The sequence below is a fragment of the Shinella sp. HZN7 genome (assembly GCF_001652565.1).
Lineage (GTDB): Bacteria > Pseudomonadota > Alphaproteobacteria > Rhizobiales > Rhizobiaceae > Shinella > Shinella granuli.
Genome location: NZ_CP015736.1, coordinates 1,245,063 through 1,259,793 on the forward strand (window position 1 = coordinate 1,245,063; position 14,731 = coordinate 1,259,793).

Consider the following 14,731-nt stretch of genomic DNA (forward strand, 5'->3'; position numbering starts at 1 on the left):
AGCCCCACCATGACGGAGGAGGGGTTGGCGGCTTTTGCCGGCAGCGGGAGCTCGGACAACCGGCACCGGCGACTTTTTGGCCGACACGATTTCCAACAGGCAACCTTTCCTCTATAGAGGGCCCCATGTTTGCAGATAAGGACAGATCCGGCGTGGCAGAGAAGACTGAGAAGGCCGAAGGCGGCCTGTGGGAAAATGTCAAGGTAATCATCCAGGCGCTGCTGCTCGCCGTCGTGATCCGCACCGTGCTTTTCCAGCCCTTCACCATTCCTTCCGGATCGATGATGCCGACCCTGCTCGTCGGCGATTATCTCTTCGTCAACAAGTTCTCCTACGGCTATTCGAAATATTCGCTGCCGTTCTCGCCGAACCTGTTCTCCGGCCGCATCTTCGCGAGCGAGCCGACGCGCGGCGACATCGTCGTCTTCCGCTTCCCGCCGAACCCCGACATCGACTACATCAAGCGCCTCGTCGGCCTGCCGGGCGACCGCATCCAGGTGCGCGACAGCGAGCTTTTCGTGAACGGCGTGCCGGTCAAGCGCGAGCACAACGGCTTCTTCCGCGCCGATGACCAGTACGACACCGGCGAGGACGTGCCGGTCTTCCGCGAGACCATGGACAATGGCGTTGCCTACGACACGCTGGACACGCGTCCCGGCACCGTCGGCGACAACACGCGCGAGTTCATCGTGCCGGAAGGCCACTATTTCATGATGGGCGACAACCGCGACAACTCGGCCGACAGCCGCTTCGACGTCGGCTTCGTTCCGGCTGAAAACCTGATCGGCCGCGCCAGCCTGATCTTCTTCTCGCTCGGCAACGACACATCCTTCAGCGAGGTCTGGAAATGGCCGACGAACCTGCGCTGGGACCGCCTGTTCAAGGTCGTTGAATGAAGGGCGCCATTCCGCTGAACGACGTCAACCGCAAGGCTCTCGAAGAGCTGATCGGCTACGTCTTCACCGACAAGGACCGTCTCGACCGGGCGATCACCCATGCCAGCGCCCGGCCCGGCAAGGGCAGCAATTACGAGCGGCTGGAATTCCTCGGCGATCGCGTGCTCGGCCTGTGCGTCGCCGAAATGCTGTTCCGCACCTTTCGCGAGGCGAAGGAGGGCGAGCTTTCGGTCCGCCTGAACCAGCTCGTCAGCGCGGAAAGCTGTGCGGCGGTCTCCGATGACCTCGGCCTGCACCGCTTCATCCGCACCGGCGCGGACGTGAAGAAGCTCACCGGAAAAGCCATGCTGAATGTGCGGGCCGATGTGGTAGAGTCGCTGATCGCCGCGATCTATCTCGACGGCGGGTTGGAGGCGGCGCGGGGTTTCATCCTCTCCAACTGGGAGGGCAGGGCCGCCCGCGCGGAAGGCGCGCGGCGCGATGCCAAGACCGAATTGCAGGAATGGGCGCATGCCAGGTTCGGCGTGACGCCGAACTACCGGGTGGACGAGCGCTCGGGGCCGGACCACGATCCCCGCTTCACCGTGACGGTGGAGATCCGGGGCGTCGCGCCGGAAACCGGCATCGACCGCTCGAAACGGGCCGCCGAACAGGTGGCCGCGACAAAGATTTTGGAACGCGAAGGCGTCTGGCCGAAAAGCCAAGCCACGGATTGACGGATATCATGAGCGAAGAACAGAACAACCCCGCCGAAGGCAGCACGAGCGGCGAGGGCCCGACCCATTCGGGCTTCGTCGCGCTCATCGGCGCGACCAATGCCGGCAAGTCGACGCTGGTCAACCGTCTCGTCGGCGCCAAGGTGTCGATCGTCAGCCACAAGGTGCAGACGACGCGCGCCATCGTGCGCGGCATCGCCATCCACAACAATGCGCAGATCGTCTTCATGGACACGCCCGGCATCTTCAAGCCGCGCCGCCGGCTCGACCGCGCTATGGTCACGACCGCTTGGGGCGGGGCGAAGGACGCCGACGTCATCATGTTCCTGATCGACAGCGAGCGGGGCCTCAAGGGCGACGCCGAGGCGATCCTGGAGGGGCTGAAAGAGGTCCACCAGCCGAAGATCCTCGTCCTCAACAAGGTCGACCGCGTCAATCCGGAAGACCTGCTGAAGCTTACCGCAGCGGCGAATGAAGTCGTGAAATTCGAGCGCACCTTCATGATCTCGGCGCTGAACGGCTCGGGCTGCGAGGATGTGATGAACTATCTTGCCGCCGCGCTCCCCGAAGGCCCGTGGTATTATCCGGAAGACCAGATCTCCGACCTGCCGATGCGCCAGCTCGCGGCGGAAATCACCCGCGAGAAGCTTTTCCTGCGCCTGCACCAGGAGCTTCCCTATTCCTCGCATGTCGAGACGGAGAAGTGGGAGGAGCGCAAGGACGGCTCGGTGCGCATCGAGCAGGTGATCTATGTCGAGCGCGACAGCCAGAAGAAGATTGCGCTCGGCAAGAACGGCGAGGCGATCAAGGCCATCTCCATGGCCTCGCGCAAGGAGCTGTCGGAAATCCTCGAACAGCCCGTGCACCTCTTCCTCTTCGTGAAGGTGCGTGAGAACTGGGGCGACGACCCCGCCCGCTTCCGCGAGATGGGCCTCGACTTCCCGACCTCGTGACGGGGCTTACGGCCGTGCCTTGACGGCGGGGCCGATCTCCAGGATGCGGTTCGTCCAGACATAGCCGGGGAAGTCTTCCGGCAGGTCCTCCACCTGCCCGGCCGTGTCGATGCCGACCGTGCTGCCGCCGGTATAGGGGCCGATGAGGACCACGTCGCTGCCGGCGTCCTTCATGCGCGTCAGGAAGCGGTTCGGCCAGCCCCAGAACAGGAAGGCGTAGTTGCTCGGCACCGGCACCAGCGTGTTGCGGCAGGCCTCCGGCACATAGCCGATCCAGCCCGTGCCGAAATAGCGCAGCAGGCAGGCCTTCACCGAGGTCTTCGTGTAGCCCTTGAGGCCTGGCACCGCGGCGAGCGCCGCGTCCGTCGGCTCCGCCCCGCCATAGATGCCGAAGACCTTGTCCTTCCAGGCTGGATTGGCCGCCAGCAGCGCGGCCAGCGCCTCGCCTTCCTCCGCCCGCCGGCTCTTGAAGTTGATCAGCAGCTTGCCGGCCGGATCGGCGGCGAACATGTCTTCCAGCATCGGCATCTGCCCGACGCCGTTGCCGCGGAACGGGTAGGTCTTGCCGCCGTCGGGCGTATAGCCGTAGCCGATGTCGAGCGTCTTCAGCGTGGCGCTGTCCGTCTCTTCGGTCACGCCCTGGCCGTCCGTCCGGCAGTCGAGCGTCCAGTCGTGGAAGACGGCGAATTTTTTGTCGGGCGTCAGGTGCACGTCGATCTCGACGACCTCGGCGCCCGCGGCAAAGGCCGCCTGCATGCCGGCGACGGTGTTTTCCAGGAAATCGTGCCTGGGCGGGTCGATGAGGCTTGCCGTGCAGGTGTCGTCGTCGATCCCTTCATGGCTGAAGGTCTGGTGCGCGCCGCGATGGGCCATCAGCTTCGTTGCGCCCTCCGGCGCGCTGGCGATCAGCGAACTGTTGAAGGACCAGATGAGCAGGGCGAAGCCCAGAATGAAGATCGGCGCGTTTCGCATAAAAGTCCTCCTGCGGTCCCGGGAACAGGGATAGGGGCTCGCAGGAGAGACGGCAAGTGGCGGAAAGTATCAGGCGCGGGCGCGGCGATCGGGGCTCTGGGCGGCCTCGCGGGCCTTCTCGACAAGCCGCTGCATCGCCCAGATGCCGATCTCCTCGAGGGAGAGGGGACGGCTGATGAGATAACCCTGGTAGAGGTCGCAGCCTGCGGCGGCGAGCAGCGCCATCTTCTCCGTCGTGTCGACGCCCTCCGCGATCACCGACATGTCCTGCGCATGGCAGAGCGCGACGAGCGCGCGCAGCGTCGGAAGGGCGGCGGAGCGGGTGAGGCTTTCGACGAGCTCGCGGTCGAGCTTGATGGTCTCGGCGGGATATTCGATGATCTGCTGCACGGAGGTATAGCCCGCGCCGAAATCGTCGATGGAGATGCGGAAGCCGCGGGCGCGCAGGATCTCGATGTTGCGGCGCGACTGCTCGCCGAGCTTGACGGCGAAGGTCTCGGTCAGCTCGATCTCGATCATGCGGGCATCGATGCCGTGCCGGTCGGCGCTGTCGCAGAAATGGTCGCTGATCGACTTCGTGTAGAGCTCGGCGGACGAAATGTTGATGCAGAGGATCGTCTCGGCGCCGAAGAGTTTCCTGATCTGCCCGTATTCCGCCATCGCCCGGTCGATCACCCACCAGTCGATCTTGCTGAAGAGGCCGGTCGTCTCGGCGATCGGGATGAATTCGTCGGGCGTCACGCGGCCGAGAACGGGCGAGGTCCAGCGCAAGAGCGCCTCGCAGCCCGTCACCTTGCCGTGGCCGTCGACGATCGGCATGTAGACGAGGTGGAATTCGCGGTCGGGATCGAGGACGCGCAGCTCCTCCTCGATGCGGCGCTGGCGGTTGCGCTTCTCGTGCAGCGAGCGGGAATAGCGGGCCGAACCGTTCTTGCCCTGGGATTTCGCCTGGTACATGGCCGCATCGGCATTGGCGACGAGTTCGGCCAGCGTACGGGCATCTTCCGGATAGACGGCGATGCCGATGCTGGCGGTGACCGGATAGGCCTTGTCCAGCACCTCGAACCCCTCGGCAAAGAGGGCGAGGATGTTCTCGGAGATTTCCGTGATTGTGCCGCTGCCTGGCTGGCAGCGCAGCATGATGGCGAACTCGTCGCCGGAAAGCCGGGCGAAAAGTCCGTCCGGCAGGCCGCGTTCGGAAACGACGCGGGCGACGATGGCGGAGATGCGGTCGGCCAGCGTCTTCAACAGCTCGTCGCCGATCTTGTGGCCGTGCTTGTCGTTGACGAACTTGAAGTTGTCGACGTCGATGAAGAGCAGGGTGCAGCCGATATCCTCGGCCTCCGCTTCCTCTAGGATCTGCGTGGAGCGGATGTTGAAATATTCCCGGTTTGAAATGCCCGTCAGCGTATCGGTCCAGGAGGCGTTCTGCACGAGATCGAAGGACTGCATGGACTGGTCGTGCAGCCGCTTGACGTTGGCCGAGAGGCGGCCGATCTCGCCGATCTCGTTCATCTCCGGCAGGGCGCTGCGGTTGCCGGTCATCACGTCGGTGAGCTGGCGGTCGAGCCGGGCGATCGGATTGGTGATGTAGCGGCGCACCAGGCCGAGCACCAGGATGATCGTGCACAGGCTGAGCGCGATGGCGCCGAGCGCGAGCAGCGACTTCAGCGTCCACAGCCGGTTCTCGATGAAGGCCGGATCCGGCGTCAGCCGGGCGAAGAGAGACGGGCTCAGCGTCGCGGTCGCGGAAAGACCGCCCTGTGCCAGAAGCTGGTGCTGGCCGATTTCGATCGCCGTGCCGTATTCCTTCTCCAGCGCCCGCTTCATGTCGAGGAAGAGTTTCGGCCGCACCGCGGTCTGCACGAGGATCGCGCCGCTCTTGGCGCTGGCGACCGGGCGGTTGAAGGTCAGCGGGTCAATGAACTCGGAATGCACGATCAGCGGTTCGATGCCGGCGGCGTTGAGATAGGTCCAGGAGGAGAGCCGCGGGCTCTCGATCACATGCCTTGCATGCCGGATCTGCTGCGGCGTGATCTCGGCGAACGGATCGTCGCTGTCCTCGAAATAGTAATCGACCGTCAGCGGCGGGCGGATGATCGCCACGGAGATGAAGCGCTTGCGGTCGTCGGAGAGCGAGGTGATGCTTTGCTGCAGACGCACGCCGAGCGCGGTGTTGCGATAGGCCGCATCCGGCTCGTTGACGAACAGGCGCACCGCGCCGCCCTCGACGAGCGAATAGATGAAGCTGCGGTTCTGCGTCACCTCGTTCTGGAAGACAGCGGTGAGCAGGCCCATCTGCTGCCAGAGGCGGGCGCGTTCCAGCGCCAGGATGGAGGAACTCTGCACGTAGTAGATCAGCGAGGCGGCGAGCACGTAGCCAGCAAGCACGACCGGGAAGATGAGGGAAAGGGCGCGTTTACCGAGCGTCACTGATCTGGGCCAGACTGCTGATGATGCGGCGGCGGGCCTGGACCGATTGCACGGTCAGTTCCTCCTGGAACTGGCTCTTGGCCAGGATTTCCGGCGCGGCATAGATTTCGGGATTGGAACGCATGTCTTCCGGCAGCAGGGCGAGGGCGGCGGAGCTGGCGGTCGGCATGTTGAGCTTGATGGCGTTGCGGGCGCCGTTCTCGGCATTGCTGATATAGTCGACCAGTTGCAGCGCCAGCGCCTTGTTGTGCGAGCGCTCGCTGACGGAGATGCAGTCGAGCCAGGAGAGCGTGCCCTCCTTCGGCACCACGTAGCGCCAGAGGCCGGGCGAGGCGACCTTGTCGTTCAACGTGTACTGGTCGCCGCTATAGCCGAGCGCCATGTGGATGTTCGGACCCTTGTCGGGGCTCTGCACCGAGGTGACCACATAGTCGTAGGTGAGCACATAGGGCGCCTGTGCCTTCATCAGCTCGTAGGCCGCCTTCAGCGTCTCGTTGTCGTTGGCGTTCACCGACTTGCCGAGCAGGACGAGCGGCGCGACGAAGGCCTCGGCGTGATCGTCGTACATGGCGATATGGCCGTGCAGGCTTTCGGCCGGCTTCATCAAGTCCGCCCAGGAGGTCGGCGGCGTCGTGATCTTGTCGGAGCGGTAGAGGATGCCCATCGTGCCCCAAAGATAGGGCACGCCGTAGCCGCCGCAGCGGCTCGCCCAGCCCTCCGCATAGTCCTTCAGGGACGGCACGTTGTTCTGGTCCAGCGCGGCGATGACGCCGCGCTTGCCATAGAGCCGGGCGCCGTTCTCGTTGGTCACGACGACGTCGACATTGCTGTTCGGGTCGGCGAGGATCTCGTCGCGCACGTCGCCGCTGTCATAGAAGGTCTGGCGCACCTCGATACCCGTTTCGGCGGTCCAGTCGGCAAGGATCTGTTCGTCGATATAGGCTTCCCAGATCAACAGGTTGAGGGTTGCCGCGCGCGCGGGACCTTCCGCGGGGAGGGCCGCCAGTGAGACTGCTGCAAGAAAAGCGCCGCGCATACCGAAGGCCCCGTTGCCGTTACGTGCGGTGAGGATAGACGGCAAGACTTTATGAAGCGTTACAACCTCTAAGCCTGTATTAACGGGCGTTCAACCGTGGCACAGTCCTGCCGACCTTTATGGCGGTGATATATATTGTGGACGTGGTCGCGGGCTCACGGGCCTGCAGTTGGCCTCCCGCCGGCCGCGCACTATGGTCGCCGACCGCGCCAACCAGAGGAATTCGACATGGCCCCGACACCGCTCAAGATCGCGAACCTGATCGCCGCCGAGATCAAGGCGACCTCCGCGCAGGTCTCCGCCGCCGTGGCGCTCATCGACGAGGGCGCGACGGTGCCCTTCATCGCGCGCTACCGCAAGGAAGTGACCGGCGGCCTCGACGACACGCAGTTGCGCACGCTGTCCGAGCGACTGACCTATCTGCGGGAGCTGGAGGCGCGCCGCGCCTCGATCCTCGAATCGATCGCGGGGCAGGGCAAGCTGACGGACGAGCTTTCGGCGAAGATCGCCGCCGTCACGACCAAGGCGGAGCTTGAGGACATCTACCTGCCCTACAAGCCCAAGCGCCGTACCAAGGCGGAGATCGCCCGCGAGCGCGGCCTCGGCCCGCTCGCCGAGCAGATCCTGGCCGACCGTGCGCCGGTGCCGGCGGAGCTGGCCGAAACGTTCCTCTCGGCCGAGGTGCCGGACGTCAAGGCGGCGCTGGAGGGCGCACGCGACATCGTCGCCGAGCAGTTCACGGAAAATGCCGATCTCCTCAAGCGCCTGCGCGACTACATGAAGGACAATGCCTTCCTGCGCTCGCGGGTCGTCGAGGGCAAAAAGGAGGCCGGCGCGAAGTTCTCCGACTATTTCGACCATACCGAACGCTGGGCGACGGTGCCCGGCCACCGGGCGCTCGCCATGCTGCGCGGCTGGAACGAGGAATTCCTGTCGGTCGACATCGTCGTCGACCAGGACAGCACCGAGGCCGTCAAGCCGGTGGAGCGCATCATCGCCTCCTTTTATGCCATCGGCACGAAGCCCGGCGACAGGTGGCTGGCCGAGGTGATCGGCTGGACCTGGCGGGTGAAACTCTCCATGTCGCTCTCGCTCGACCTGATGCGCGAGATGCGCGAAAGGTCCGAGGAAGAAGCGATCCGCGTCTTTGCCCGCAATCTCAAGGACCTGCTGCTCGCCGCCCCCGCCGGCACGCGCGCCACGATGGGCCTCGATCCCGGCATCCGCACCGGCGTGAAAGTCGCCGTCGTCGACAATACCGGCAAGGTGGTCGAGACGACGACCGTCTATCCCTTCCCGCCGAAGAACGACGTGCGCGGCACGCAGGCGGAACTCGCCAGCCTCATCCGCAAGCACAAGGTCGAGCTGATCTCGATCGGCAACGGCACCGGCAGCCGCGAGACGGAACGGCTGGTTGCCGACATGCTCGCGCAACTGCCTGCGCCCAAGCCCACCAAGGTCATCGTCTCGGAGGCCGGCGCCTCGGTCTATTCCGCCTCGGAAACGGCGGCCGCCGAATTCCCCAACCTCGACGTCTCGCTGCGCGGCGCCGTCTCCATCGCCCGCCGCCTGCAGGATCCGCTCGCCGAACTGGTGAAGATCGAGCCGAAGTCGATCGGCGTCGGCCAGTACCAGCACGACGTCGACCAGGGAAAACTCTCCCGCTCGCTGGATGCGGTGGTGGAAGACGCGGTGAACGCCGTCGGCGTCGATCTCAACACCGCCTCCGCGCCGCTGCTTGCCCGCGTCTCCGGCCTTGGAAAATCCTCGGCCGAGGCGATCGTCGCGCATCGCGATGCCAATGGCCCGTTCGAAAGCCGCAAGGAACTGATGAAGGTCCCGCGCCTCGGCGCGCGCACCTTCGAGCAGTGCGCCGGCTTCCTGCGCATCCCGAACGGCAGGGAGCCGCTGGACGCCTCCTCGGTGCATCCGGAAGCCTATGGCGTCGCCAAGAAGATCGTCGCGGCCTGCGGGCGGGACGTGCGCACGCTGATGGGCGACAGCGCGGCGCTGAAGACGCTCGACCCGAAGGTGTTCGTCGACGAGCGCTTCGGCCTGCCGACGGTGAAGGACATCCTCGCCGAACTGGAAAAGCCCGGCCGCGACCCGCGCCCGGAATTCCGGACCGCGACCTTCGCCGACGGCGTCGACGACATCAAGGACCTCAAGGTCGGCATGCTGCTGGAGGGCACGGTGACGAACGTCGCCGCCTTCGGCGCCTTCGTCGACATCGGCGTGCACCAGGACGGGCTCGTGCACGTCTCCCAGCTCGCCGACCGCTTCGTCAAGGATCCGCACGAGGTGGTGAAGGCCGGCGACGTGGTGAAGGTGCGCGTCACCGAGGTGGACGTGCCGCGCAAGCGCATCGGCCTCACCATGCGCAAGGACGGCGGCGCGCCCGCCGCCCGCGACAATGCCCCGCGGGGCGACAGGAGCGCCCAGATGAAGCCGAAATTCAGCCAGGCGGCACCCAAGCAGCAGGCGCCCGCGCAGGGCGCCTTCGGCGCGGCGCTGGCCGAGGCGATGAAGCGAAAATAAGGCAATGCCCTAGTTTTCCTAATGGCTGTCGGCAGAAATCGTCGTTTGTCCTGAACCGCCCCGCCGTCCATAGTCGCGGCGTGGGCGGGCTCAAGCGGGCCGGGCGCTGCAAGGCGTGCCAGGTGTCCGACAGACAGGAAACTAGACATGACGATCACGATTTCCCGCCGGCAGGCCATGGCCGGCGCTCTTCTTGCCATTCCTGCGGTTTCGGCGCTGACGGCCGGCACCGGCCTTGCCGCCGGCGAGGACCGCGCGCAGCGGCTTGCCGCGCTGGAGGCGCGGCACGGCGGGCGCATCGGCGTTGCCATACTTAATCTCGCGACAGGCGCGCGCCTCGGTCACAACACGGAGGAACGCTTCCTGATGTGCAGCACCTTCAAGGCGCTGCTGGCGGGCCACATCCTCGCCCGGGTGGATCGGGGCGAGGAGACGCTGGACCGGCGCATCGTCGTGAAGGAAGCGGACCTCGTGGACTGGTCGCCGGTGGTGGAGAAACGTGTCGGCGGGGAGGGTATCTCGATTGCCGAACTCTGCGAGGCGACGATCACGCTCAGCGACAATGCCGCCGCCAACCTGCTGCTCGCCGCATCGGGCGGGCCGAAGGCCGTCACGGCGTTCCTGCGCGGTTTCGGCGACACGGTGACGCGGCTCGACCGCACGGAGCCGACGCTCAACTACCATGAGGCGCCGGACGACGAGCGCGACACGACGACGCCGACCGCCATGGTGGAAACGTTGCGCAGGCTGCTCTTCGCCGAGGTGCTGTCGGCCCGCTCGAAGGCGCAGCTTGCCGCCTGGCTGGTGATGAACAAGACGGGCGACACGCGGCTGCGCGCCGGTTTTCCGCCCGGCTGGATGACCGGCGACAAGACCGGCACGAACGGCGACAAGGCCGGCAATGCCAACGATGTCGCCGTCGCCTGGTCGCCGGACCGTGGCGCCGTCATCGTCGCCGCCTTCTGCGAAATCCCCGGCATTTCCGGCGACGCGCGCAATGCCGTCATCGCCGAGATCGGGCGCATCGCCGCCGAGGTCTGAGACGGGGGCGCCGTCCTTGCGGCGGCGCTTCAGCCCCCCAGCTCGCCCTTGAGCGCCGAAAGAACGCTCATCGCGTGGCCGGCATACTGGCTGATCCAGCGGTCGTGGATCGCCTGGATCGGCAGGGCATTGAGGTGGTTCCAGCGTTCGCGCCCCTCACGGCGGGCGACGATCAGGTCCGCTTCTTCCAGCACCTTCAGGTGCTGCATGACCGTGCAGCGGTCCATATCCGCGAAACGCTCGCACAGCGCGCCCGTCGTCAGCGGCGCATCCTTGATCGCATCCAGCATCTGCCGCCGTTTGCCATTGGCCAGCGCCTTGAAAACGGCGTCCTCTTTCGATTCGCTTGACATGTTATATTTTTATAACATATTTTGGCGGCAGGCAAGATCGAGAGGGGCAGTGCGCCCCGGGAGGAGGACGGCATGACGCTGGAATTTCGTGTGAACGGGCGCATCGGCAAGCAGGTCGCCGAGGTCTTCGACGCGGTGGTCAATCCAGAAAAGCTCAGCGGCTACTTCACGACCATCGGCGGGGCGAGCGCCCCGCTGGTCGAGGGCACGACGGTCACCTGGTGGGGCATGGCCCCGGTCATCGTCGACAGGGTGGAGGAGAACGCGCTGATCGTCTTTCGCTGGGATGCGATGGTGGACGAGGGGGAGGCGCCCTACAAGACGCGCGTCGAGATGCGCTTCAAACCGCTGGAGGACGGCGGCACGATGGTGACCATCGCCGAGACCGGCTGGCGCGACAACGCCCGCGGCCAGAAATCGTCCTACATGAACTGCGAGGGCTGGTCGCAGATGCTGGCCTGCATGAAGGCCTATGTCGAATACGGCATCAACCTGCGCGAGGGCTATTACCCGAGCGAGCTCAAGGGCGTCGTCGCCTCCGAGCAGCAGGATTTCACATGAGACGGGAGGTTGCCATGACGGCTGAAATCAAGGGCGGCATCAACATCGCCATGAAGGTCCCCTCGCACCAGTACGAGGCGACGCTCGCCTTCTACCGCGACGTCGTCGGGCTGGAGCCCTTCGACGACAAGGCCCCGGCAAGAGGCTTCCTGCTCGGCCCGAACCGGCTGTGGATCGACGAGGCGCCGGGCTACAGCCAGGCGGAGGTCTGGCTGGAGCTCTTCACACCCGACCACAAGGTCGCCCTCGGCCATCTGGAGCGGAACGGCGTCGTGCGCTGCGATCCCATCGAGGATCTGGGCGCGGGCTTTCGCGGCGGCTGGGTGATGAACCCGGCCAACATCGTGCACATGGTGCGCGAGCCCGACGCCTGGTGACGAAGACGGTCCGGGGACGGGCGCAAGGCCGCCCCCGGAAAATGCCTCAGATGGCGGCGGGCGGCGTCAGGCCGTCGGCGGCGGCCATCGGCACAGGCTGGTCGGCCGGCGCCTGATGCTGCAGCACGACGACGCGGCTGCCGGTCGGCACGCGGCCGTAGAGGTCGATGATGTCCTGGTTGAACAGGCGGATGCAGCCGCTCGACACCGCCTTGCCGATCGACCACGGCTCGGACGTGCCGTGGATGCGGAAGAGCGTGTCCTTGCCGTCCTTGTGCAGGTAGAGCGCGCGCGGCCCGAGCGGGTTGGTGAGCCCCGGCTCCATGCCGCCGGCCCATTTCAGGTTCCGCTCCGGCTCGCGCGCGATCATGTTCTGGGTGGGCGTCCAGCGCGGCCATTCCGCCTTGCGGCCGATGCGCGCGCCGCCCTCGAACTCCAGCCCCGCCTTGCCGACGCCGATGCCGTAGCGCATCGCCATGCCGTCGCCCTGCACGAGGTAGAGGAAGCGGTTCTGCGTGTCGATGACGATGGTGCCGGCCGGCTCCGCCGTCTGGTAGGCGACCTGCTGGCGGAAATATTTCGGATCCACCTTGCTGATATCCATCGCCGGCAGCGGGAAGCGCTCTTCCGGATGTGGCCCGTACATGGCGACATGCATCGGGTCCGGCCCCTTCTTCACCGGCTTGGCGGTGGTGGCGCAGCTTGCAAGCGTCGCCGCAAGGGCAAGGAGGGCGAGGGGCGGAGAGCCGCAAAAGCGCGGGCGCGGGACACACACATGAAGGGGGCACCTGTCGTTCTTCAATTCCGGAATCTGGCTTGAAAGCCTTGCGCGGGGTTCTTTGTCGGCAAAGCGGGCACCGGCGCGGCGAGAAAAAAGCGAAACTGTGGCAATGGCTTGGGTGTGTCCCTGCGGCCACGCGTCGTTCCGTCGCATGCTGCGGCCCGCTTGCCCCGGCGCCGGTGAGGGCGTAAGGCTTTGACCATGCAATGGAGTGAGGAAGCCATCGTTCTCGGCGTGCGGCGCCACGGCGAAAGCTCTGTCATCGCCGAGGTGATGACACGCAGCCGTGGCCGGCATCTCGGCATGGTGCGCGGCGGGCGCTCGCGGACCATGCAGCCGGTGCTCCAGCCCGGCAACTCGGTCGACATCACCTGGCGCGCGCGGCTCGACGAACATCTCGGCGAGTTCCGCATCGAGCCGCTGGAGCTGCGCGCCGGCCGGCTGATGGAGACGGCGACCGCCGTCTACGGCGTGCAGGCCATGGCGGCGCTGCTGCGCTTCCTGCCGGAGCGCGACCCGCATCCCCATCTCTACGAGGCCCTTTCCGTCATCCTCGACCACCTGCACGAGCCGGCCGATGCCGGCGAGCTCTTCGTGCGCTTCGAGCTTGCCGTGCTCAACGATCTCGGCTTCGGCCTCGACCTCTTCGAATGCGCCGCCACCGGCACGCGTGAGGATCTCTGCTACGTCTCGCCGAAATCGGGCCGCGCCGTCTCGCGCGCGGCCGGCGCGCCCTGGGCGGGCAAGATGCTGGCGCTGCCGGCCTTCCTCGGCGACGAGAGCCGGCACGCCGCCGATGCCGCCGCCCTTGCCGACGGCTTCCGGCTGACGGCCTTCTTCCTCAACCGCCATGTCTGCGAGCCGCGCGGGCTGGAGCTCGCCAGCGCCCGCGACGGCTTCATCCAGGCGGCGCTGAAGGCGCTCGGCGCGCCGCGACACGATCAACCCGAAGAGGCGCATGCATGACGGTCGAAATCTATCCGGGGCTGACGGTCGCCGGCGTCGGCACGCTGCCGCTTGACGTGGTGAGGCGCGACGGCGGGCTGAAGGTGTTGCAGGCGATGCTGGCCGGGGATCTGCCCGCTCCGCCGATGGCCAAGACGCTCGCCTTCAGCCTGACGGAGGTGGAGGACGGCCGCGTCGTCTTTGCCGGCCTGCCGTCGGTCGATCATCTCAATCCGCTCGGCACGGTGCATGGCGGCTGGACGGCGACGGTGATGGATTCGGCGCTCGGCTGCGCCGTCTTCTCCGTCGTCAGGCCGGGCGAGGCCTATACGACGATCGAGTTCAAGCTGAACCTCGTGCGCCCCGTCCTGCCCGGCATGGGCGAGGTGTTCTGCGAGGGCAGGATCGTGCATCGCGGCCGCACCATCGCCACGTCCGAAGCCTGGCTGCGCGATGGAAGCGGCAAGCTGCTGGCCCACGGCACGGAAACCTGCGCGATCTTCCCGATCGAAAACCTGATGCGCTGATTCGGGCCTGTCACCGGCGGGTTCGGGTGGAAAGCACTTCCCAATGCGCGCGCGTCGCGGCGAAGTCGCCGCCGGCTTCGATGATCTCGACGACATGGCTGAACCGGTCGCCCTCGCCGGACAGCCGGAGGCGGACCGTGCCGGCCTGCGCGTCCGCCGCCACGTCCCGGATGCCGTCCAGGCGGGTGGGACGGCGCGCTCCGGTCCGGGCGTCCGCCGGCCGGGCGGCGACCGGCATCCATGTCAGCGTGCCGTTTTCCATCACCAGCGGCGCGGCGCCGAACGCGACGGGCATCCAGTCCTCCTCGCCATCGGCCGAAAAATGCGCGACATGGAGGGTGCCGTCATCGAGGCGGTCCGGCTGCCCGGCGTGGTTTGCGACCAGTTTGTAGAGGTGCCCGCCATCGCCGCAATAGGTGACCACGCGGTCATGCCCGTCGACGCGGCAGGCGAGGGCATAGGCATGGCCGAAGCCGTCCTCGGGCCGTCGGTCCCCTTGCGGAGCGTCGGCGTTGCGAAGGATCTGGGACATGGCGGGCTCCGGACTGGTATCGGGAAGAGGCTATTGTGCCCGCCTTGCATGAAAACCGTGCGACAAGCTG

At 66.3% G+C, this 14,731-nt stretch carries 14 protein-coding genes and 1 pseudogene; 9 read left to right on the top strand and 6 right to left on the bottom strand.

The window, feature by feature from the left end:
* Positions 1-125 precede the first annotated feature (125 nt).
* Genes lepB through era form a run of 3 tightly spaced genes read left to right on the top strand, consistent with a single transcriptional unit; the run spans position 126 to position 2,565 of the window.
* A complete protein-coding gene (gene lepB, locus shn_RS05965) occupies positions 126-896 on the top strand; it encodes a signal peptidase I (RefSeq protein WP_162852970.1) in 771 nt (256 codons plus the stop codon).
* Entirely contained in the window at positions 893-1,612 is a 720-nt protein-coding gene (gene rnc, locus shn_RS05970) for a ribonuclease III (protein WP_064329583.1), read from the top strand. Before lepB ends, rnc begins: the two co-directional genes overlap by 4 nt.
* An 8-nt stretch (positions 1,613-1,620) precedes the next feature.
* Positions 1,621-2,565, top strand: a complete 945-nt coding sequence (gene era, locus shn_RS05975; RefSeq protein ID WP_064332470.1) for a GTPase Era — start codon at positions 1,621-1,623, stop codon at positions 2,563-2,565.
* Between the two features lie 6 nt (positions 2,566-2,571).
* Here era and shn_RS05980 read toward each other — a convergent pair whose 3' ends face one another.
* The 3 genes from shn_RS05980 to shn_RS05990 all read right to left on the bottom strand — a co-directional run bounded on the left by shn_RS05980 (position 2,572) and on the right by shn_RS05990 (position 7,006).
* Entirely contained in the window at positions 2,572-3,537 is a 966-nt protein-coding gene (locus shn_RS05980) for a glycerophosphodiester phosphodiesterase family protein (protein WP_064329584.1), read from the bottom strand.
* Positions 3,538-3,606: 69 nt separating this feature from the next.
* The gene (locus tag shn_RS05985) at positions 3,607-5,970 is read right to left on the bottom strand and encodes a bifunctional diguanylate cyclase/phosphodiesterase (protein ID WP_064329585.1); all 2,364 of its coding nucleotides are present in this window, start codon (positions 5,968-5,970) and stop codon (positions 3,607-3,609) included.
* The gene (locus shn_RS05990; RefSeq protein ID WP_064329586.1) at positions 5,957-7,006 is read right to left on the bottom strand and encodes a PotD/PotF family extracellular solute-binding protein; all 1,050 of its coding nucleotides are present in this window, start codon (positions 7,004-7,006) and stop codon (positions 5,957-5,959) included. The genes shn_RS05985 and shn_RS05990 overlap by 14 nt, the downstream gene beginning before the upstream one ends.
* A gap of 228 nt (positions 7,007-7,234) precedes the next feature.
* On the opposite strand from shn_RS05990, the gene shn_RS05995 reads away from it, so the two are divergent.
* Positions 7,235-9,544, top strand: a complete 2,310-nt coding sequence (locus tag shn_RS05995) for a Tex family protein (RefSeq protein ID WP_064329587.1) — start codon at positions 7,235-7,237, stop codon at positions 9,542-9,544.
* Between the two features lie 147 nt (positions 9,545-9,691).
* Positions 9,692-10,585, top strand: a complete 894-nt coding sequence (gene bla, locus shn_RS06000; RefSeq protein ID WP_064329588.1) for a BKC/GPC family carbapenem-hydrolyzing class A beta-lactamase — start codon at positions 9,692-9,694, stop codon at positions 10,583-10,585.
* Positions 10,586-10,614: 29 nt separating this feature from the next.
* Here the strand turns inward: bla and shn_RS06005 are convergent, their stop codons facing one another.
* A complete protein-coding gene (locus shn_RS06005; protein WP_064329589.1) occupies positions 10,615-10,938 on the bottom strand; it encodes a helix-turn-helix transcriptional regulator in 324 nt (107 codons plus the stop codon).
* Positions 10,939-11,010: 72 nt separating this feature from the next.
* Here shn_RS06005 and shn_RS06010 point away from each other — a divergent pair, with 72 nt between their 5' ends.
* Positions 11,011-11,499, top strand: a complete 489-nt coding sequence (locus shn_RS06010) for an SRPBCC domain-containing protein (RefSeq protein WP_064329590.1) — start codon at positions 11,011-11,013, stop codon at positions 11,497-11,499.
* Positions 11,500-11,513: 14 nt separating this feature from the next.
* Entirely contained in the window at positions 11,514-11,876 is a 363-nt protein-coding gene (locus tag shn_RS06015) for a hypothetical protein (RefSeq protein ID WP_064329591.1), read from the top strand.
* A 46-nt stretch (positions 11,877-11,922) separates the two neighbouring features.
* On the opposite strand, the pseudogene shn_RS06020 reads toward shn_RS06015, so the two are convergent.
* A pseudogene (locus tag shn_RS06020) lies at positions 11,923-12,653 on the bottom strand (L,D-transpeptidase).
* 205 nt (positions 12,654-12,858) lie between these two features.
* Here shn_RS06020 and recO point away from each other — a divergent pair.
* Together recO and shn_RS06030 are read left to right on the top strand one after the other, a co-directional pair.
* Entirely contained in the window at positions 12,859-13,623 is a 765-nt protein-coding gene (recO, locus tag shn_RS06025; protein WP_064329593.1) for a DNA repair protein RecO, read from the top strand.
* Positions 13,620-14,129: a PaaI family thioesterase gene (locus tag shn_RS06030; RefSeq protein ID WP_064329594.1), complete on the top strand. Its 510-nt coding sequence runs from the start codon at positions 13,620-13,622 to the stop codon at positions 14,127-14,129. The genes recO and shn_RS06030 overlap by 4 nt, the downstream gene beginning before the upstream one ends.
* A 10-nt stretch (positions 14,130-14,139) precedes the next feature.
* Here shn_RS06030 and shn_RS06035 read toward each other — a convergent pair whose 3' ends face one another.
* Positions 14,140-14,661: an alkaline phosphatase PhoX gene (locus shn_RS06035; protein WP_064329595.1), complete on the bottom strand. Its 522-nt coding sequence runs from the start codon at positions 14,659-14,661 to the stop codon at positions 14,140-14,142.
* Between the last annotated feature and the right edge of the window lie 70 nt (positions 14,662-14,731).